The 19,535-nt window shown below is 71.9% G+C and carries 16 protein-coding genes; 8 read left to right on the forward strand and 8 right to left on the reverse strand.

The window, feature by feature from the left end; translation table 11 throughout:
• Positions 1–37: 37 nt before the first annotated feature.
• The 3 genes from NAEX_RS22505 to NAEX_RS22515 form a co-directional block, all read right to left on the reverse strand.
• A complete protein-coding gene (locus NAEX_RS22505) occupies positions 38–529 on the reverse strand; it encodes a type II toxin-antitoxin system RatA family toxin (protein ID WP_096329532.1) in 492 nt (163 codons plus the stop codon).
• Positions 530–682: 153 nt separating this feature from the next.
• On the reverse strand, positions 683–1,576 hold the full coding sequence (locus NAEX_RS22510; RefSeq protein ID WP_096329533.1) for a DMT family transporter: 894 nt from the start codon (positions 1,574–1,576) through the stop codon (positions 683–685).
• A gap of 352 nt (positions 1,577–1,928) precedes the next feature.
• Positions 1,929–3,527: a WGR domain-containing protein gene (locus NAEX_RS22515; protein ID WP_211302454.1), complete on the reverse strand. Its 1,599-nt coding sequence runs from the start codon at positions 3,525–3,527 to the stop codon at positions 1,929–1,931.
• 159 nt (positions 3,528–3,686) lie between these two features.
• On the opposite strand from NAEX_RS22515, the gene NAEX_RS22520 reads away from it, so the two are divergent.
• The 5 genes from NAEX_RS22520 (at position 3,687) to NAEX_RS22545 (ending at position 6,816) form a co-directional block, all read left to right on the forward strand.
• Positions 3,687–4,055 carry a SiaC family regulatory phosphoprotein gene (locus NAEX_RS22520; RefSeq protein ID WP_170135919.1) on the forward strand — a complete coding sequence of 123 codons (369 nt, stop codon included), beginning with the start codon at positions 3,687–3,689 and terminating at the stop codon, positions 4,053–4,055.
• A 148-nt stretch (positions 4,056–4,203) separates the two neighbouring features.
• Entirely contained in the window at positions 4,204–4,470 is a 267-nt protein-coding gene (locus NAEX_RS22525) for a hypothetical protein (RefSeq protein WP_096329535.1), read from the forward strand.
• 344 nt (positions 4,471–4,814) lie between these two features.
• Positions 4,815–5,048 (forward strand): hypothetical protein, encoded by a 234-nt coding sequence (locus NAEX_RS22535; protein WP_096329537.1) that lies wholly within the window; start codon positions 4,815–4,817, stop codon positions 5,046–5,048.
• 218 nt (positions 5,049–5,266) lie between these two features.
• Positions 5,267–5,737 (forward strand): hypothetical protein, encoded by a 471-nt coding sequence (locus NAEX_RS48115; RefSeq protein ID WP_143140240.1) that lies wholly within the window; start codon positions 5,267–5,269, stop codon positions 5,735–5,737.
• Positions 5,734–6,816, forward strand: a complete 1,083-nt coding sequence (locus tag NAEX_RS22545) for a hypothetical protein (RefSeq protein ID WP_143140241.1) — start codon at positions 5,734–5,736, stop codon at positions 6,814–6,816. Before NAEX_RS48115 ends, NAEX_RS22545 begins: the two co-directional genes overlap by 4 nt.
• 14 nt (positions 6,817–6,830) lie before the next feature.
• Here the strand turns inward: NAEX_RS22545 and NAEX_RS22550 are convergent, their stop codons facing one another.
• Together NAEX_RS22550 and NAEX_RS22555 are read right to left on the reverse strand one after the other, a co-directional pair.
• Complete coding sequence (locus NAEX_RS22550) at positions 6,831–7,847, reverse strand: ABC transporter permease (RefSeq protein WP_211302455.1); 1,017 nt, start codon at positions 7,845–7,847, stop codon at positions 6,831–6,833.
• Entirely contained in the window at positions 7,834–8,628 is a 795-nt protein-coding gene (locus NAEX_RS22555) for an ABC transporter ATP-binding protein (protein ID WP_096329540.1), read from the reverse strand. Before NAEX_RS22555 ends, NAEX_RS22550 begins: the two co-directional genes overlap by 14 nt.
• 251 nt (positions 8,629–8,879) lie before the next feature.
• Between NAEX_RS22555 and NAEX_RS22560 the strand changes: the two genes are divergently transcribed.
• A complete protein-coding gene (locus NAEX_RS22560) occupies positions 8,880–9,365 on the forward strand; it encodes a host attachment protein (protein WP_143140242.1) in 486 nt (161 codons plus the stop codon).
• 736 nt (positions 9,366–10,101) lie between these two features.
• Here NAEX_RS22560 and NAEX_RS22565 read toward each other — a convergent pair.
• Positions 10,102–15,201 (reverse strand): protein kinase domain-containing protein, encoded by a 5,100-nt coding sequence (locus tag NAEX_RS22565; RefSeq protein WP_170135920.1) that lies wholly within the window; start codon positions 15,199–15,201, stop codon positions 10,102–10,104.
• 54 nt (positions 15,202–15,255) lie between these two features.
• On the opposite strand from NAEX_RS22565, the gene NAEX_RS22570 reads away from it, so the two are divergent.
• Entirely contained in the window at positions 15,256–16,419 is a 1,164-nt protein-coding gene (locus NAEX_RS22570; RefSeq protein ID WP_096333706.1) for a saccharopine dehydrogenase family protein, read from the forward strand.
• Positions 16,420–16,674: 255 nt separating this feature from the next.
• Here NAEX_RS22570 and NAEX_RS22575 read toward each other — a convergent pair whose 3' ends face one another.
• On the reverse strand, positions 16,675–17,022 hold the full coding sequence (locus NAEX_RS22575) for a BP74-related protein (protein ID WP_096329543.1): 348 nt from the start codon (positions 17,020–17,022) through the stop codon (positions 16,675–16,677).
• Between the two features lie 519 nt (positions 17,023–17,541).
• On the opposite strand from NAEX_RS22575, the gene NAEX_RS22580 reads away from it, so the two are divergent.
• A complete protein-coding gene (locus tag NAEX_RS22580) occupies positions 17,542–18,372 on the forward strand; it encodes a hypothetical protein (protein ID WP_096329544.1) in 831 nt (276 codons plus the stop codon).
• An 83-nt stretch (positions 18,373–18,455) separates the two neighbouring features.
• Here the strand turns inward: NAEX_RS22580 and NAEX_RS22585 are convergent, their stop codons facing one another.
• The gene (locus NAEX_RS22585; RefSeq protein ID WP_170135921.1) at positions 18,456–19,415 is read right to left on the reverse strand and encodes an NAD(P)H-binding protein; all 960 of its coding nucleotides are present in this window, start codon (positions 19,413–19,415) and stop codon (positions 18,456–18,458) included.
• Positions 19,416–19,535 lie beyond the last annotated feature (120 nt).

Genomic DNA, 19,535 nt, shown 5'->3' on the forward strand with positions numbered 1-19,535 from the left:
CCGGGCATGACATGCCCAAAGGGACATATCGTGCGGGTCACCGCGGCGTCGCGGACCGGCGCGCGCGCAGCTCGGCGAGGATGTCGGTGGTCTCGGCGCTGCGCTTCAGGCCCTCGAGGCGCAGGCGCATGTCGCGGGTCAGGACGCGGGCGACGATCGGCTCGACCACCGGGGCGGCGAGCCGGGGGCGGGCGGCGAAGTTGTAGCGGAATACCACGCGCGTGCGGTCGACTGCCAGCGGCTTGAACAGCCAGGCGCCCGAAAACTGTCTGAAGAGCCATGGCCCTCGGGTCATCTTCATGGCGACCTGCTCGGGCGGGTTGACGGTGATGTACTCGACCTCCATCGCCAGGCCGTTGCGCGCGCGGACCCACACGCGCACGCCGACGGCCGCCTCGCCGGCGCCGTCCCGGAACTTCATCTCCCTCAAAAAGGGGTCCCAGCGCAGGCGGAGGTCGTAGTCCTGGGCCAGCGCGAACAGGTCGGCGTGCGGGGCGGCGATCTCGAGGTCGGCGGCGATCGTCGGCATGGCGCGCGCCAGCGTAGCGCGGAGCGAGGCGCGAAGGGGCGACGGGCGCCAGGAAGCAGGCGGAGGGCGGGGCCCGCTGCGCGCCTTCGTGGCTGGCTCGTGGGGGCACCATCGCGGCGATGCCTGCCCGCAAGACCAGGCGCCGGATCGACCTCAGGCCCGGCGGCGCAGGCGAGCGACGCGGCGCTCCTCGAGCTGGAACAGACCGACGCCGAGGAGGACGATCGCCCCGCCGGTGAGGGTGAGGGTACCCAGCTGCTCGCTGCGGTAGATGCCGCCGAGGACGACGGCGATCGGCGGGGTGATGAGGGCGACGAGGGCCATGAGGGTGGCGCTCAAGCGCTTGAGGAGGCCGTAGTAGATCATGAAGGTGACGATCGAGCCGACCAGCGCGAGGTAGCCGACCGAGAGCATGACGGTGGGCGTCCACGGGAACGGGCGCGACCACTCGCCGGCGGCCCCGGCGACGAGGAGCAGGACGAGGCTGCCGATCAGCATGCCGGCGCCGCTGAGGAACACGGTGGGCACGTCCTTGCCGTCGCGCTTGATCATGACCTGCGGGAAGCCCTGCACGAGCACCGAGCAGGTGACGATGGCGACGCCGAGCGCGGTGTCGGGGCCGAGCTCGCGCAGGCTGCCGTAGGACAGCAAGGCGAGGCCGGAGAAGCCGAGGACGATGGCCAGCAGCTTGGCGACGGTGAGCCGCTCGCCGAGGATGAAGTGGGCGAGCACGGCGACCCAGAACGGGAAGAAGCCGAAGGTCAGCGAGCCGAGGCCGGAGGGGATCCACATCGCCGCGACGTAGGTGGCGCCGTAGCCGAAGCCGAAGCTGAGCAGGCCGACCAGGAGCGCGAGCCGCCAGGCGGTGCGGTCGCGGAAGGAGGCCGGCGCCATGACGCGCGCGGCCGGGAGGAGCAGCGCGGCCGCGATGGCGAACCGCAGCGAGGCGCCGAGCAGCGGCGGCATGCCGGCGTCGAGGCCGAGCTTGATCGCCAGCCAGGTCGAACCCCAGATGAGGCACAGCAGGATGTAGCCGACGGCCGCCACTGCGACGGCGAGTATACCGAGGCGTGCGCGCGCACGAACCGTCGCGCGCGGCGCCGAGTCGGCGCGAGCGCACGCCGCGGCGCGCGTGTGAGGCGGCGAATGAAATGTCCTTCAGGACATGTCCTGCGAGCGGTGCGGACAGGCGCGGAGCGCGGGGCAGGAGGCCGCGCGCGCAGGTGGATGCAGCGAGCCGCGCGGACCGGGCGGAGGGCGTGAGGAACCGATCCGGGGGGCCTCGGCGAGTGATGCAACGAGGCCCGGGCAGGACGCGGTGGGTGATCGGCCGCGGTGCTCGGCGCAGATGCCGTGACGGCGAGCTCCGGCCGGCGAAAAATCGCGACGGGCGCCGCGATCAGGCGCGGACCTTTTTCGCGGTCTTCTTGGCGGGCGCAGCCTTGGCGACCTTCTTGGCGACGACCGGTCCGGCCGCCTCGCCCGCGCCGGCCGGAGCCAGGCGGATCTGCCCGCGCACGCGGTAGAAGCCGCCGCTGCCCGACAGCTCGAGGCCGTCGACGAGGTAGCGCGCGCCCGGCGTGCGGATGTCGCGCGGGAACTGGACGTTGAATTCGCCGTTATAGCCCGGCGACAGCGGGCGCACGCGGACCTTGCCGCCCTCCTCGACGCACTCGACGAGCACGCCCGCGGCCCCGGCGGCGGCCTGCGGCAGCGCCTGGCCGACGGTCGCGACCTGGACGCTGCGCTCGGCCTTGACGAGCTTGAGGTCCGGCACCTTGCCCTCGCGCGCCTGGGCGATCGCGGCCTCGCTGACGTCGATGCAGGCGAAGGCGCCGTCGCCGGTGACGATGTAGAGCTTGCCCTCGTGGTACTGCATCGACAGCGCCGAGCCGCAGGTGGTGTCGAGCTTCCACAGGCGCGTGCCGGCGCGGTCGAAGCAGTACACCGAGGAGGCGTTGTCGCCGGCGAACACGTACTTGCCGCCGGGGGCGGCGGCGCACGAGAACACGCTGTCGTCGCACTTGTAGCGCCGACCCTGGACGCCGGCCTTTGTGAACACCTCGACGTGATCGCTGGTGGTGCCGGCGTAGACCTCGGTGTCCTCCTGCCAGCCGAACAGGACGCTGCCCTCGGTCTTCTTGGCCCACAGCTTCTTGCCGGCCCAGTCGTAGGCCGTGATGCCGTCGGCGTGGCCGTGGTAGATGCCGGCGCCGTCGCAGCGGACCATCCAGCCGCCGTGATTGAAACTCTTCTTGGCCCACAGCTTGTCGCAGTCGTGGTCGAGGACGGTGACCTGGCCGTCGTTGCTGCTGACGGCGAGCGAGCCGTCGTGGATGTCGAGCCAGAGGATGTTGACGTCTTCGCTGATCTCGTAGGCCTCGAAGGGCTGGGCGCCGGAGAGGTCGTAGACCTTGCCGTCCTGGCAGCCGCAGTAGAGCCACTGCCCGTCGCGCACGAGGCTCATGACGCCCTCGGGGACCTTCATCCGCCGCACGACCTTGCCGTCGTGGTCGAGCGCGGAGATCTGGCCGTCGTCGTCGCCGACCCAGCACAGCTCGTCGTCGACGAAGACGCCGAAGGCGCGGTCGCCGCTGTCGTAGCGCCACAGCACCGGGGCGCGGGTGGTGCCGGCCGCAGCCGCCCGGCTGGTGGCCACCGGCCGCTCGGTCACAGCGCGCTTCTTGCGGACGCCCTCGACGGCCGGCGCATAGCCTTTCTTGATCTTGCCCTGGATGGCTTTCTGCGCCTCCTTCTGGGCCTCGGCCGGCGACGCGTAGCTCTTGCTCTGGCTCTGCCCGGCGTCGCCGATCCGCCCGTAGCGGATGCTCACCTGCTTGCCGCTGACGATGACCTCGTAAAACTTGTGCGAGCCGCCACCCTCTTCGGACAGCTCGAGATACGTCCGCTCGTCGCCCATCGCGTGCTCCTGAGTGATGCCGAAGGTACACCGCCGCTCCTCCGCCCGCGGCTCGCGGGCCTGCGCGTAGCCGCGCATGCAGAGGAGGAGTTCTGCGGATCTGGAGCCTAGGGGGCCCCACGGTTGGGGGCTCTTGCCCAGACCTGGGCTTTCGGTGATCGTGGCGCGAAGGAGGGGTCTCTTGGTCGCGGAACGCCTTTACTTGCCTGCACAGGCCGGCAGCTTTCCCACCCCGGCGTGGACTTCGACGGCGAATTGGGGCTTCTACGCCTCGAGGGCGAAAGCCACCCCGAAGAGGCCGCGCTGTTCTATGCCCCGCTGATCTTGTGGGTCGACGCGCTGGTCGCCTCCCCGCCCGCGTCGGTGGTGTTCGAGCTGCGCCTGACGTTCTTCAGCGCGGCCACCCGGCCGCAATTGCTCGCCCTGCTGCGACGATTGAAGAAATGGGCCAACCGCGGGGCCGAGGTCCGCGCGACCTGGTACATCGACCCCGGCGACGAAGACATGGTCGACGTGGCCGGCGACTTGGCGATGATGTCGGGGCTGGCGATCCGCGTGGCCAGCACCGCGGTGAAGCACTCGGCGATGCTCGGGATCGCCGTCTGAGGCGATCGCGGGCGTCATGAGAGCGCGGCCGCCCGACCCCATGGGCGGCCATTTTCGCGGATACCTCCGGCCCCGGAGACGCTCGGCGGATATCCCCTCGAAGAGCCCGGCCCGATGGACGCCCGCGGTCGGGTACGTACAAGCCGAGATGGTCCTCGCCGTCCGCTCGCGTTTCGTCATTCTGCTCGGTTTCGGGCTCTTTCTCGCCGGGTGCGAGCAAGAGGGGGTCTGCGTGAAAGGCAACGATTGCTGGCATTACGGCGAGCCGGAGGACGAATGCAAGGCCGAGGGCGGGCAGTTGCATCCGGTCGTGCCGGCTGCGGAGTCGAACGGTTGGGACGGCGGCCCGCGGAGCGTGACCTGCCGCAAGCTCGGCTTCGACAAGCCCGGCGGTAGCATCAAGAACACGCGCTGATCGGACCCTGCGAGGTTGCGGATCGCCGATTCGTCGCCCTGTCGGAGCGCGCAGGGTCGCCTGCCAGGCGCCGCAATACAATGGTGCGAGTGGACCTCGACGTGGGCGGCTGCCTCCGCCTCATGCCGAGCGATTGCGTCGACACCGGCGAGCTCGACTCGAGTACCATGATTACGAGCGGCTCACGGCCGACGAGACGCAAGAAGCGCCTCGAAGGTCAGAGCGACGGCGTAGCCGGCTCCTCCCTGAATTTCACGCTGCGGTTGACACAGCTTCGATAAACACTCACGCGTGCTCGGCGGTGAGATCCGCGCGACCTGGTACATCACCCCGGCGAGGAAGACATGGTCGACGTGGCCGGCGACCTGGCGATGATGTCGGGCCTGGCGATCCGCGGGGCCAGCACGGCAGTGAACCATTCGGCGATCCTCGGGATCGCCGTTTGCGGCGATCGCGGGCGTAAATCGGAGAGCCGAGGGCGAGAGTCCGCGGTTCTTGTTGTGGGGCTGGAGCACCTTGGATGCCGCGTCCGTGCGGCGATCGCCATGCTCTGGGATCGCGAACGAAAAATGCGCTGATCCGGGCTGTGCCGATGGTAATTGCGTGGAGCAACCCCAGGATTGGCTCCCAACTGTCATTGGGGCCACCAACTCGTCTTGCGCCTTTGTCTCACAATGGCGTAGATGTCGAAAGCCTTGCGCCTGCCCATCCGATCGTGGAAATTTTACGGGTCAGACGATTCCTGTCTGACGAACATCGAATCAGGTGAACGCCTCTAGGCGTCGAGGGAGTATGGATGGATAATCGCAAATTTGTGCTTGCCAACCTCGCGTGCCTCGGTACCGCATTGATCGTATCGGCCTGCGGCCCGGAGTGGCCCGACGAAACGACCGACTCGGCCGGTCAAACTTCGAATGGTACGGATTCGGCCTCGAGCACGGGCGCGGAAGATCCGACTGATGGCGGCCTTCCTCCGATCGAAAGGATGGCGTGTGGCCCTTCAGTGGAGGAAGGCTGGGTGACGCGCTGTTGGAATGACAGCTCCTTCCTGCGCATCGGCAAGGACGGCGACGAGGAGAACGCAGAGACGATCCCGGACGTGGTTGGCTTCTCCCACTATTGGTGGGTTCCGGGTACCCTGGTGACCACGGGCTCGACTGTGGACGTGGTCCTGCCCAACGGCTCGCACATGATCGCTCTCGTGACGAAGGACTCCGACGGGCATCTGGACGCCACGGCGATCACCTACGCGAGGACCTGCCGATGAGTCCCCCGCGTCGCTGGATCGGCCACTGGGCAGTCCTCGGCTGCGTGGCCTGCGGCGACGCGGAACGGCCGCGGTACGTCACGGAGCACCTCGACGTCGAACTGTACGACGGCGAGGTGCTCTGTGACGGATCGCTGGAGATCATGGATGCCCAGGTGGAACGTGTGTCGGCGTTCCTCGGAATTGACCCGCCTCCACAAATTTCGGTGTTCTACGGCCACTCTGCGGTCAAGGACGGCTGCGGAGGGACTTGGGGCGGATGCGCCCGGGCGAGTGGAGTATACGCGACCAGCGCCTCGATCTTTCACGAACTCGTGCATGCTGTTCGACACAGCCAGGGCAAACCCGGCAGCGTCGGGTCGTGGTTGTTCGAGGAAGGACTCGCGGAAGTGCTGTCGGGCTTTCGCTGGCACCTGCAGTCCGAGCTTGCACTGCCAAGTACTCTCGAGCGCGGGCCCGCGATGTTGGCGGCCCTTCCGCGCGGCGAGGGAAAATTCGTCCCGGAGGATTATCCCACCGCCGGCCACTTCATGTCCTGGTTGCGGACGACTTACGGCGATGCCGCGCTGGTGGCGTTCCTCAACGATCCGCGGTATCTGGGGGGAGATGCGTACGAGGAGGCGTTCGCCGCGCACTTCGGGCTTTCGATCGCCGAGGCCGACAGCGCCTGGCGCAGCGCCGCTGCGACGGAATACCTTTGGTCGGAGCCCTGCGATCCGGCGCGCGCCTTGCCATGGACGGGTTCGACGCTGGAATTCTCCGATACAGTCGATTGCGAGGCGCCGCACACGACTGGGCCGGCGGGGGAAATCGACGCGGTGACGTTGCGGAGCCATTGCTTCACGCTCGCCCAGCCCAAAATGGTGCGAGCGGAATTCGAGGCGGGCGGGGGGCGGCTCCGCCTCATGCCGGTCGACTGCGTCGACACCGGTGAGCTCGCGCCCGAGTATTATGATTACAAGCGGCTCAAGGGCGGCGAGACGCAGGAGCTGCCGCTGGCGGCATGCACCTGGGAGGTTCAGGTCGACGGCATCGCCGGCTTGACGCTGGATTTCATGCTGCGGCTGACGCAGCTATAATCAAAGAAGGAGCCTCACGCGTGCTCGGCGGTGAGGCCGCGGCCCTCGCGGATCTTCCGCTCGAGCGCGCCGAACACCAGGCCGTCGACGAGGACGCCGAGCGCCATGACGACGAGCATCCAGGCGAGCAGGCCCTCGGCGTCGCTGAGCTCGCGCGAGAACTGCAGGCGCACGCCGATCGAGGGCGCGTGGCCGATGATGACGAGCAGCTCGCCGGCCATGAGGCTGCGCCAGGCGAACGCCCAGCCCTGCTTGAGGCCTGCGACGAAGCCGGGCAGGGCGGCGGGGATGATGATGTGGCGGTAGAGCGCGAGGCCCCGCGCGCCCATGACCTTGCCGGCGCGCACCAGCAGCGGCGGGACCTGGTCGGTGCTGGTCAAGAGGCCGATGGCGATCGAGGGCGCCGCGCCGAGCACCACGACCGCGAGGATCGCCGCCTCGCTGAGCTGGAACAGCAAGATCGCCAGCGGGAACCACGCCACGCTCGGCATCGTCTGCAGGCCGGTCAGCAGCGAGCCCGCCGCGGTGCGCAGGACCTTCACCCGCGCCAGCACCAGGCCGAGGCCGACCCCGGTGACCAGCGCGATCGCGTAGCCGAGCAGCGCCCGCTTCATCGTGATCGCCGCCGCCACGCCGATGTCGCCGGCCAGCAGGTCGGTCCACAGCCGGGCGAGCACCGCCCCCGGGCCCGGGAGCACGTACTCCGGCCGCCAGCCGCTCAGCACTACCAGCTCCCACAGCGCCAGCGCCAGCGCCACCGCGGCCAGCTTGGGCCACGCGGCCGCCCACAGCGCGCGTCCACGGCCCGGCTTCACGCCGCCGGCGGCCTCGCGCTCGGCCGTGCTTGTCGGGCCCTCGACCGCGGCGCGCAGGCCGGCCCGCAGCGGGTCCTCGGCGTCTTGCCGTTCGGGCATGTCGATCAGGACATGTCCATCGGAGCTCTTGTCGCGCCCGCCGTCCTCGCCGCCGGGGAGGGCGTGCAGGTGAGGGCGGGCGTGCGACGCGTCGCCGGCGAGCTCACGCTGCGGCACGGGCGGCCTCGAGCAGGCGGTCGGTGATCGTGCGGGCCATGCGGGCGACCTCGGGCGACTCGATGCGGCGCGGGCGGTCGAGGTCGACCTGGTACTCGGCGACGAGGCGACCTGGCCGCGAGGACAGCAGGAGCACGCGGTCGCCGAGGCGCACCGCCTCGCGGACGTTGTGGGTGACGAACACGACGGTGAGGCCGGTCTTCTGCCACAGCGCCTCGAGCTCGCTGTGCAGGTGGTCGCGCATCATGGCGTCGAGGGCGGCGAACGGCTCGTCCATCAGCAGCAGCTCGGCCTGCTGGGCCAGGGCGCGGGCCAGGGCGACCCGCTGCTTCATGCCGCCCGACAGCTCGTGCGGGCGCCGGTGGGCGAACTTCTCGAGGTGGACGAGCCGCAGCAGCTCGGCCACCCGCGCGGCCCGGGCCTTGCGCGACAGTCCTTGCATCTGCAGCGGAAAGGCCACGTTCTCCTCGACGCTCAGCCACGGGAACAGCGCCGACTCCTGGAACATCAGCGCCGGCCGCTCGCCGGCCACCGTCACCTTGCCGGCCGAGGGCGTGTCGAGCCCGGCGACCAAGTTCAGCATGGTCGACTTGCCGCAGCCGGACGCCCCCACCACGCACACGAACTCGCCCTTCTTCACCGTGAACGACATGGTGTCGAGCGCGACGACCGCGTCGCCGCCGGCGCCGTGGCGCTTGGTGACGCCGTCCAGGCGCAGCGCAACCGGGGTGGACGAGGGGCTCAGCAGGGACAGCGGGGCGTGCGGCAGGGCGGCGCTCATCGTTTTCCTCGGCCCTTCAGGCGTACATTATGCTGAACGACTCGTCAATAGAAGGAAGTGCGGCGAGGTCTGTGAAATCTGCCTGAAGCCGCCGCTGGCACCCCCTGAGGAGCCGTAGAGCCCGCCCGGGCGGGGGGCCGCCGGCCGGCTGCCTTCACCAAGATGTCGGGGCCTCCGCCCCGGTGGCGCGGCATCGCTCAGCCCGGAATTTTCCAGTGGCGGCCGGGGGCTACCGCGATCAGGGTTCGGCCATGAAGCCTTACACTCCGACATGGATCGTGCTCGTGGACGGCTCGCGCGGCCGGATCCTGGTGCAGGAGTCACCCGGCGCCGCGCTGACCCGCCCGTTCGGCGACGGATTCACGAGCGGGCGGGAGCTCAACCACGAGGTCGGTGAAGACCGGCCCGGCCGTTCGCGCGGCTTCGCCGGGACGTCCGGCCGCCACGCGTTCGAGCCGCGCAGCAACCCGCGCGACAAGGCAGAGACCGAGTTCAGCAGCCAGGTCGCCGCGTTCGTCGACCGCGGCGTGGGGGACCGCCGGGCCCAGCGCGTGATCCTCGTCGCCCCGCCGCGCGCCCTAAGCGATCTGCGCAAGGCCCTGTCGCCGCGCGCGTACGCCCGCGTGCACGCGGAGATCTCCCACGACTGGATCGATCTGCCCGACGACGAGGTCGCCGCCCGCCTCGGTGACGCGCTCCGCAGCCCGATGGCCACCACTCCCTCGATCGCCGTCTGATTCGGTCCTATTCCTTAACGTGTATTCCTGCTTAGCCCGACACTCTAGATAAAGCCGTCCTGATGTGCGCGGGGGCGACCGAGCGGGTCGCGCCCCGCGTGCGCCTGCCCGCGTTTCGCCGCCGCCCGTTCGCGCCCGCCTGCCCCCGAGTAACGCAGTTCGTGCGGGCGCCGCGAGGCTGAGCGCGCTGCGCCCGCCGCGGCCGCGGTATGTCCTCCAGGACAGGTGGGAGGCAGGGCCGCCCGGCCGAGCGCGCTGCGTTCGCCGCGGTCACGGTATGTCCTCGAGGACAGGTGTGAGGTGGCTGCGCGTGGAGCTGCGGCGGGCGCGAGATGGCTGCCCGCGACGGCCCGAGCGCCGGGAGCGATGCGCCGTGAGCTCATGTCCTTGGAGACAGGTATGAGGCGGCTCGGCCCCGCGCGGCCGAGCGTCCGGCGATGATGCCGGTCACATGTCGTTTCGGACGGGTCGAGTGATTGGGCGCCGCGAGCCGTGGGGGAGGCACGGATGCCGCCACTCAGGCAGGTCCGTTCGGATCTTGCGCGCCCCGACGACCCGCTCGTCGTCGCGCCCGCGGCGAAGTGAGGTCGATCGCAGCGGGCTGCCGGCCCGCTCGCTGCGCGGCACGTCGGCGAGGCGTCGCAGCGCCGCGCGCCGAAGCCCGCGCGAGCCAGCCGCCAGGCCCGAGATGTCCGCGAGGACAGGTCACATGCGCTTTCGGACAGCCGGCCGAGCGTCAGCCGGTCGGCAGCTCGAGCGTGAAGGCCGAGCCGCGGCCGGGCTCGCTGGAGGCGGTGAGGCTGCCGCCCATCGCCTCGGCCAGGCGGCGGCAGATCGTCAGGCCGAGGCCGACGCCGTCGAAGCGGCGGGTCGACGAGGTGTCGGCCTGAACGAACGGCTCGAAGGCGGTCGCCAGCTCGGCCGCGGTCATGCCGATGCCGGTGTCCTCGACGACGAAGCGGACCTGCCTGGCGGAGCGGACGGCGCGGAGGGTGACCTCGCCGCGGGCGGTGAACTTGGCGGCGTTGCCGAGCAAGTTGACGAGGATCTGCCGCACCAGGGTGGGGTCGCCGAGCATGACGCCGAGGTCGGCCGCGAAGTCGCAGACCAGCCGGTTGTCGCCGCGGGTCAGGTCGGGTAGCGCCATGGTGACGACGTCGCGCAGCAACGAGTCGACGTCGATCGGCTCGCGCGCCGGCTCGATCCGCCCGGCCTCGATCTTGGTCAGGTCGAGGATGTCGCGGACGATCGCCAGCAGGTGCCCCCCGGCCCGGCGGATCTTGTCGAGGTCGGCGAGCATGCCGTCGTAGCCGCGCTCGTCGGCCTCTTCGGACAGCATCTCGCAGTAGCCGAGGATCGCGTTGAGCGGGGTCCGCAGCTCGTGGCTCATGTTGGCGAGGAAGCGCGTCTTGGCCTCGCTGGCGGCCTCGGCGGCGCGGCGGGCGTCCTCGAGGCGGCCGAACAGCAAGGCGCGGTCGATGGCGATCGCGGCCTGGACGGCGAGCAGGCGCAGGGTCTCGCTGCGCTCGGGGCTGAAGGCGGCGGCGACCAGGTTGTTCTCGAGGTAGAGCACGCCGAGGCGCTCGCCGCCGTGGACCAGCGGGGCGGCCAGCAGCGAGCGCGGGCGGACGCGGCGGACGTAGGGGTCGGCGGCGAAGCGGGGGTCGTCCTCGGCGTCGTCGACGACCAGCGGGCGGCCGCTGCGGTGGGCGAGGATCGCCACCGCCTCGGGGACGACCGCGAGCTCGGCCAGCGGGACGTCGCCGAGCGGCGTGTGCCGGTCGCCCTCGGCCACGTACATGTGCGCGCCGACCAGCCCGGCCCCGCGCGCCAGCAGCAGCACCCCGCGCTCGGCCCCGCTGTCCTCGACCAAAAGGCGCATCACCGCGGCGAGCAGGCGCCCGAGGTCGAGCTCGTCGGCGAACACCTGCGTCGCCTTGAACAGGGTGGCGAAGTCGAGGTGCTGGCCGCCGCGGCTCAGCGTCGGCTCGGAGCTCGATGTCCGCGAGGGCAGGTCGGTGGCGCGCGGCGGCAGCGAGGCGTCGAGGTCGGGGTCGTGGCCGCGGCGGTCGAGGCCGGGGTGGTGCTGGTCGAGCGCGCGCACCTTGGCCAGCGCGCCCCAGCGCAGGTAGGCCCGCCGCGCGCGGCGGAGGTAGACGTGCTGGGCGTCGCGCAGGCCGGCGCGGGCGAAGTGGTGGGCCGCGACCTCGCAGGCGACCCCCTCGTCGTGCGGGCGCGCGTGGCGGACCGCGGCCGCCAGCGCGGCCTCGTAGCGCTGCAGCGCGGCCGCGCCGTCGCCGGCGACGCGGTGCAGCTCGGCGCGGACGAGGTGGGCGCGGGCCTCGAAGTTGGCCGGGCAGCCGCGGCTCCAGGCGTCCAGCTTGTCGGCGGCGGACTGCAGCGCCCGGCGCAGCCGCAGCGCGCCGATCGGGCCCGGGGCGGGTCCGCGGCGGGCCAGCAGCAGCGCGCGGAAGAACACGTGGTCGGCGTACAGCGGCGCCTGGCCGAGCTCGCGCGCGGCCCTCGGCTCGGCGCGGTCGCTGTCGGCCAGGCCCTCGTCGATGCGGCCGAAGATGAAGTGGAGCTGCGCGCCCTGGACCGCGCGCGACAGCGTGACCATGTAGTCCGCCTCGTGCTTCGGGTCGGCGGGGCCGACCTCGAGCGCCACGCCGGTGAGGGCGGTGAACGCCGCGGCGCCGGTCTGCAGGTGCGTGATGGCGCTGGCGACGTGGGCGGCGCGGGCCAGCGCGAGCCCGGACTCGAGGTCGAGGCGCACCTGCTCGAGCGGGCTGCCGGCCTGCATGCGCGTGCTGACCAGCGTGCTCGCGCACAGGCCCGCGTACATCAGCTGCCCCGAGTCGAGCCCGGCCTGCAGGCCCTCGCGCAAGATCGGCAGCGAGCGCGTGAACGCGTGCTTCCACGGCTGGATCATCGCCCCGTACAGGAACTTGACCACCGCCTCGACGCCGCGGTCCGGGTAGCGCGCCAGCATCTCGAGGGCGAAGCGGCCGTAGTCGTCGGCGATCTTGGCGTCGCGCTGGACGATCGCCAGCAGCATCCCGTAGCTCAAAAACTGCGCGGCCGACAGGCTCGACGTGCCGTGCTGCAGCGACAGGCGGGTCGCCCGCATGGTCATCGCCATCATCGTCATCATGTCGAACTGGTAGACCGCGCCGATGATGACGAAGTAGATCCGCAGCGCCAGCTTGACCGTCGGGTCGCGCAGCGGCGGGAGGTCGGCCAGCGTCGTCGGCGAGCGCCCGGCGATCGCCGACTTCGTGCGCATGAACTCGACCATCACCCCGGGCAGGCCCGTGCGGCGCGGGCTGTCGAAGCCGATCGCGCGCAGGCCGACGAGGCCGCGGTCGACGCAGGCCTCGAGGCGGCCGAGGTGGAGGTCGAGCGTGGCCCACAGCTCGCACGCGAGGGCCCGCTCGCGCGGCTCGCGGGCCCGCTCGAGCAGCGCCGCGAGGATCGCCTCGGCGGCCGCGTGCTCGCCGGTGAGGAACAGGCCCTCGGCGCGCAGCAGGTCGAGCGCGAACGCGGTCTGCGGCGCGTCGGCGGCGATCGGGGCGAGCCACGCGGCGCCGGCGGCGGCGTAGGCCGTGGTCGCCGCGAACGCGCCCGAAGCCCGGGCCTGGCGCGCCGCCGCCAGATCGATCTCCGCCAGCGCTCGCCGCTCGCCCGCGTCCTCGACCTGGCCGGCCGCGGCGTTGAAGTGGTCGGCGATCTCGAACAGCCGCGGGTGGCGCTCGTCGACCGCGTCGCCGCCGCGCAGGCGCCGGGCGAGCGCGAGGTGGATCGCCGCCCGCTCGCCGACGGCCAGCAGCGACTCGACCGCCTGCTGCACGCGGTCGTGGAAGAACCGCCAGCGCCCGCCGCAGGCGACGATCAGGCCCGAGCGCGCCGCCTCGACCAGCGCCGCCGTCACCTCCGGCTCGGGGCGCCCGGTCAGGTCGGCCAGCAGCGCGGCGTCGAACTCGCCGCCGACGCAGGCGGCGCGGCCGAGCGCCTCGCGCGTCGCCTGTCCCAAAGAACGTGTCCTTTCGACCATGACCGTAACGACATCCGCGGACACCGCGGCGCCGGCGATCGCGGCCTCGTCCCAGACGAAGCGGGCGCGCTCGCGGTCGAAGGCGATCAGGTCGTGGTGGGCCAGGTCGCGCAGGTACGCGCCGACCAGCAGCGGCACGCCGCCGGTGCGGTCGTGGACCAGCGCCGCCAGCGACGCGACCTCGGCCGGGGCGCGGCGGAGGGCGTCGGCGAGCAGCGCCTGGGTGTCGCCCTGCGTCAGCGGGCGCAGGTCGATGCGGTGCGACACCTCGGCCAGCGCCTCGAGCGTCGACTGCAGCAGCGGCGTCACGGCCTCGTCGCGGACGGTGGCGATCACCAGGAGGCCGGGCGTGCTCTCGCCGGTCAGCAGCGCGCCGAGCAGCTCGAGCGAGGCGGAGTCGGCCCACTGCAGGTCGTCGAGCAGCAGCACCAGCGGCGCGGCCGGGTCGGCGAAGGCGCGGACGAACGCGCGCACGGCCCGGTGCAGCCGGCCCCTGGCGGCCCCGGGCGAGTCGCCGTCGGCCGAGGCCGCGCCGGCGCGGGGCAGCGCCGGGCGCAGCTCGGGCAGGAGGGTGAGCAGCGCGCCGGCGAGGCGGCCGAGCTCGCGCTCGAGCGCGAGGGTGCGGCGCGCCAGGCCCTCCTCGGAGTCGGCGAGCATGCCCTCGACGAGCTGCGCGAACGCGGCCCGCAGCGCGCTGTAGGGCTGGTCGCGGCGCAGCTGCTCGAACTTGCCGGCGATCATGCGGCCGCCGCGGCCGGCGATCTCGCGGTCGAGCTCGTGGACCAGCGCCGACTTGCCGATCCCCGGCGGCCCGGCGACCAGCAGCAGTTCGGCCGCGCCGGCGCCGACCCTGGCGTAGGCGCGCGACAGCTCGGCGGCCGCCGCCTCGCGCCCGTACAGCCGCGCCGGCAGCTCGAAGCGGGCCGGCGCGTCGCGGGTCGCCAGCTGGAAGCGCGTCGGCGCCTCGCCGGCTCGCACGCGCTCGCGGCAGCGCTCGAGGTCGTGGCGCAGGCCGCTCGCGCTCTGGTAGCGGTCGTCTGCCTGTTTGGCCAGTAACTTGAGGACAATGTCCGAAAGGACATCCGGCACCCCGGCCGCGAGCTCGCCGGGCGGCCGCGGGGCGCGGGCGATGTGGCCGTGGACCAGCTCGACGGGGTCGTGGCCGGCGAACGGCGGCGCGCCGGTCAGCATCTCGTAGAAGGTCGCGCCGAGCGAGTAGAGGTCGCTGCGGGAGTCGACGGGCCGGTTCATGCGCCCGGTCTGCTCGGGGGCGATGTACGCGAGCGTGCCCTCGAGCACGCGCGGGGGGCTGGCGACGGCGAGCTCGCGCGGCACCTCGGAGGCGATCCCGAAGTCGATGACCTGCACCTGGCCGGCGTGGTCGACCAGGATGTTGCGCGGCTTGATGTCCTTGTGCAGCACGCCGCGGCGGTGCACGGCGTCGACGATGTCGGCCAGCTGGACCGCGAGGTCGAAGAACTCGGCGAGCGCCAGCGGCCCGCGGCGCAGCCGGGCGTCGAGCGTGTGCCCGCCGAAGTCGAGCAGCACCAGCCGCAGCTCGCCGTCCTCCTCCTCGAGGGCGCGCGCGCGGACCACCCCGGGCAGGTCGAGGCGTTGCAAGATCTCGTACTCGCGGCGCAACCGGCCCCGCTCGTGTGGGTCGCTGCGGGCCGCGGGCAGCCGCTTCAGCACCACCGGGCGGTTGTCCGTGGTGTCGAGCGCGCGGTCGAGTGAGAACACGGCGCCGTCGTGCAGGTGTTCGACGACGAGATAGTGGCTCACGGCCCGGCGAGTGTATCGCCGGGGCGCGCGCGAGAAACAAGGTATCCTCGCGCGGTGAAGCCGCCCGCTGCATCCGCGAGAGACTGGGACATCACCGTGTTCGGAGCCACCGGCTTCGTCGGCCGCCTGTGCGCCGCGTATCTCGCGGCTCATGCTCCGCCGGAGGTCCGCATCGCCGTCGCCGGGCGGTCGCCGGGCAAGCTCGCGGAGGTCGCCGCCGAGCTCGGGCGCGAGGTCGGGATCGTCGTCGCCGACACCGGCGATCCCGCCGCGCTCGCGCGCATGGCCGCGGGTACGCGCGTGGTGCTCACCACCGTCGGCCCCTACGTGCGCTACGGCGAGCCCGTGGTCCGCGCGTGCGTCGAGCAGGGCGCCGACTACCTCGACCTCACCGGCGAGCCCGCGTTCGTCGACCGCATCATCGAGCTGCACGACCAGGCCGCGCGGGCCCGCGGCGTGCTGGTGCTGCCGTGTTGCGGCTTCGACAGCATCCCCACCGATCTCGGGGTGCTTTGGACCACACGCGCTCTCCCGCGCGACCGCCCCCTGACGATCTCCGGCTACCTCGAGGGCCGCGGCCGGTTCTCCGGCGGCACGCTCGCCTCCGCGCTCGGCGTGCTGACCTCGCCCCCGTCGCCCCGCAAGCCGCGGAGCGAGCCGGGCCGCGGACGCAAGCGGCCCGCGATCCACTACCAGCGCGAGCTCGCTCGCTGGGCGGTGCCGCTGCCGACCATCGACCCGGTGATCGCGCGCCGCTCGGCCCGGCTGCGCGGCGACTACGGGCCCGAGTTCAGCTACGCGCACTACATCGCGCTGCCGCGGATCTACCACGTCGGCCTGGCGCTCGCGGGCGTCGGCGCGCTGGTCGGCGCGGCCAAGATCGGCCCGGTGCGCCGCCTGCTCACCCGCATGAACCCGCCGGGCAGCGGACCGAGCCCCGAGGTCCGCGCGAAGAGCTGGTTCAAGGTGACCTTCGTCGGCCGCGCCGGCGACGACCCGCCGGTGATCGCCGAGGTCTCCGGCGGCGACCCGGGCTACGACGAGACCGCCAAGATGGCCGGCGAGACGGCGCTTTGCCTCGTGTTACAGCGGGACATGTGCCAAAGTACAGGCGGCGTGTCGACCACGGCGGCCGCCTGCGGCGAGCTGCTGATCGAGCGCCTGCGGGCCGCCGGGCTGCGCTTCGCGGTGAAGCGGGGCGGAGAGGCTCCGACTTGACGCGCGTCGCGCCTCCCGAACACCGCAGGACGAAAGGGGAGGCCGACCGCGTACCGCGACGGCCTCGTGGTCTGTTCCAGCGAGTCGCTTGTTCATCCCAATGCAGTCGGGCGCGGTCCGAGAGATCGCGTGGACCGAATGGAAAAGACGGGGGAGACCGGTCGTGCCGGTTTGAAAAAGAGGCCGACTGCGTGCATTCGCTGGACCGCGAATGCACGTACGGTCCTGCGAGGGACGGCGAGCGGCCGATCCGGTCTAGCCCGGCCGGACCTCGTCGACCAGCCGCGACGACCACGGGCACCAGTGACCGCCGGGCAGGAAGGCGCCGCCGGCCTCGTCGAGGTGGTCCTCGACGTATTGCATGCTCGCGTCGCACACCTCGATCGCCACCTCGAAGAAATCGATGGTGAGCGGGTCGAGGTGGAAGGACCAGCCGGGGTTGTAGGGGACGGGCCGCTTGATGATGCGCCCGTGGATGTGGATCCGGTGCGTCTCCTCGCCGCTGAGGATCTTGCGCGCGTGCGCGATCTTGGCCTCGTCATTCAGCTCGATCACGAAGCGCGGCTGACCATTGGTGTCGGTGAAGCGGAAATAGGCTGCCATGTTTTCCCTGCCTGCGGCCCTTGCAAACACGATCCGCCGACGACGGCCGCAAGACCGCCGGCAAATTGCGAGGCCACGAAAATGACAGACTCGGGACCGTAGTGCAAGGCGCGATTCGGTGAACATCGATCGATTGACGTATCGATCCCGCCGACGGCGATCGGGTCGTTTTGCGGCGAGGCTGCGGCGAGATGGTGGGCAAAAAGCCTCGTGGGTGATACCGCGCGAAAAGGGTGGCTTCGATCGGTCGCGCCCAGCGAGCTCGAGAACGCCGATGTGGAATACGCCGATCCGTCGCGGGGAAACGGCGAATCACCGCATGCTCGTTCGGCCGGCGACCGAGGCCGCGATCGACGCCGAAACGCGAGGTGTCGCCGGCGGCGACCCGCGGGCAGGTGCGATCGCCCCCGATCGGCCGCTCTTCGGCCGAGCCCGCCAGGGTGCGCAGATCTGCGCTTGCGCCGGGCTGCTCGGGTGTCAAGGTCACCGCGTCGCGCCGGGCGCGACCCGCGAGGACGCATGCACCGACGTGCCGCCATTCTGTTCTCGGTCGCGCTGACCGCCTGCGACGCCGACGAGCCGGCCGCCGAGGCGCCGGAGCAGGCCGAGCCCGTGTCCACGCCGTCGACCCCGCCGGCCGGGCTGCCGCGCGTGCTGGCGGAGCTCGACCTCGGCGGCGGGCACGGGGTGATGTTCGAGGAGCTCGAGCCGGGGCTCATCAGCGTGGTCGAGCGCGGCCGCGTCGACGACCCGAAGCAGGCGGTGACGCCGGAGCTGATGCGCGAGGGCGCGGCCGAGGTGTGGGCGAGGCTGGCGCCCGGCCGCGAGCCGCCGCCCGCGCTCGCCGCGGCGCTCGACCGCCAGGCCGAACGCGAGGTCGACGAGGTGTCGCCGTCGCCGAAGCCGGTCACGCCGCCGACCTTGCCGGTCGCCACGGTCTCGCCGACCCGCGACGACTGGGAGCAGCAGTGGTTCAAGGCGACGTTCTGCACCCGCCCCGAGCGCAGCCACTGCACGCAAGGCTGGGAGTGGGCCGAATCGACGTCGGACATGGGCTCCGGCGAATACGAGGCGGTCGCGATGCAGGGCCGCGAGGGCACGCAGGACGCGACGTTCACCACCGATTGGTGGAAGTGCCGCCGGACCTGCGAGTTCTTCGACTGCGACCTCGAGTGCTGGTGGGAGCGCGGCTCGACCGACATCATCAAGCCGGGCACGTGGGTCGGCCGCCACTACGACAACGACCCCGGCCTCAAGCTCACCGGCGGCACCACGTACAAGGCGGAGCTCTCCGGCGCCACCGGCGCGCTCGTCAGCCTGCACACGAAGTGGGAGCCCTGGCACGAATGATGCTCAATGAAGCGCGAATGAGCATGAGCATATCGTTCGCCTTTGATGATGCTTCCATTCGGCGCTCGAAAACATAAGCATGATCAATGCGCGGCGAGCAGGCGCTCGATCACGCCCCACGGGCCGCGCACCGGGACGCCCTCGCGCTCCTCGGCCGCGAGCGCGCGCCGGGCCGCCTCGGCGAACGACAGCCGGACGCGGTGATCGATCGACCCCCAAAAACGGTCGCTCTCCGCCAGCAAGTCGTTCGTCAGGCCGATGACGATGTTGCGCGCCACGGACCAGTCGGCGCGGGTGACGAAGCGGACCCACTGCGACGACAACCGCGGCGTGAGCAGCGGGACGTCGAGCGAACGCGGCCGTCGCAGGCCCATCACGCGGGCCGTCTCCTCGAGGATCTGCTTGCCCGTGAGCACGTCGGGGCCCGGGATGTCGAACCACGCGCTGCCGGACTGGTCGAGCTCCAGCGCCCGGATCAGCGCGACCACGACGTCGTCGATCGCCACCGGCTCGGTGCGCGAGCGGAGCCAGCGCGGCAGCACCATCACCGGCAGGCGCGCGGCGAGGTCGCGGACGACCAGCCAGCTCAGGCTGCCGTGCCCGACGATCATGCTGGCGCGCAGCTCGATCGCGGAGACCGGACCGGCGCGCAGCGCCTCGCCGACCTCGAGCCGGCTCTGCAAATGCTCGGACCCGGGTCCGCGCGGCGCGACGCCGCCGAGGTAGACGATTCGCCGCATCGACGGGACCGCGGCGGCCGCGGCGGCGAAGGTCCGCGCCGCCTCGACCTCGCGGCGGCGAAAGTCGGGCCCCTCGCCGATCGCGTGCACCAGGTACAGCGCCGCGTCGCAGCCGGCCAGCGCGCGGGCGCAGACCGCCGGATCGCCGACGTCGCCCGCGACCCACTCGAGCTCGGGCCAGCGAGCGCGAGCGCGGCCGACGTCACGGCTGAGCCCGCGGATCTGCCAGCCCGCGCGCAGCAGCGCCGGCCGGACCGCGCGGCCGACGAAACCGGTGGCGCCGGTGAGGAGGATCCGCGGCATCGATCGATGCATAGCACGCACCCGCCGGCGCGCCCGATGGGCCGAGTTCGCCGACCGTCCTCCACCGCACTGCCGGCCGGACCGAATCGTCGCGGCAATCGCTCGAGCGCCGCTCAACTC

This window comes from Nannocystis exedens, assembly GCF_002343915.1.
Lineage (GTDB): Bacteria > Myxococcota_A > Polyangia > Nannocystales > Nannocystaceae > Nannocystis > Nannocystis exedens.

Excerpts from the sequence above, each read along its gene's own strand:
- NAEX_RS22505 (WP_096329532.1), bottom strand. The coding sequence starts at position 529 with ATGCCGACGATCGCCGCCGACCTCGAGATCGCCGCCCCGCACGCCGAC.
- NAEX_RS22515 (WP_211302454.1), bottom strand. The coding sequence starts at position 3,527 with ATGCGCGGCTACGCGCAGGCCCGCGAGCCGCGGGCGGAGGAGCGGCGG.
- NAEX_RS22525 (WP_096329535.1), top strand. The coding sequence starts at position 4,204 with ATGGTCCTCGCCGTCCGCTCGCGTTTCGTCATTCTGCTCGGTTTCGGG.
- NAEX_RS22535 (WP_096329537.1), top strand. The coding sequence starts at position 4,815 with ATGGTCGACGTGGCCGGCGACCTGGCGATGATGTCGGGCCTGGCGATC.
- NAEX_RS48115 (WP_143140240.1), top strand. The coding sequence starts at position 5,267 with ATGGATAATCGCAAATTTGTGCTTGCCAACCTCGCGTGCCTCGGTACC.
- NAEX_RS22545 (WP_143140241.1), top strand. The coding sequence starts at position 5,734 with ATGAGTCCCCCGCGTCGCTGGATCGGCCACTGGGCAGTCCTCGGCTGC.
- NAEX_RS22555 (WP_096329540.1), bottom strand. The coding sequence starts at position 8,628 with ATGAGCGCCGCCCTGCCGCACGCCCCGCTGTCCCTGCTGAGCCCCTCG.
- NAEX_RS22560 (WP_143140242.1), top strand. The coding sequence starts at position 8,880 with ATGAAGCCTTACACTCCGACATGGATCGTGCTCGTGGACGGCTCGCGC.
- NAEX_RS22575 (WP_096329543.1), bottom strand. The coding sequence starts at position 17,022 with ATGGCAGCCTATTTCCGCTTCACCGACACCAATGGTCAGCCGCGCTTC.
- NAEX_RS22580 (WP_096329544.1), top strand. The coding sequence starts at position 17,542 with ATGCACCGACGTGCCGCCATTCTGTTCTCGGTCGCGCTGACCGCCTGC.
- NAEX_RS22585 (WP_170135921.1), bottom strand. The coding sequence starts at position 19,415 with ATGCCGCGGATCCTCCTCACCGGCGCCACCGGTTTCGTCGGCCGCGCG.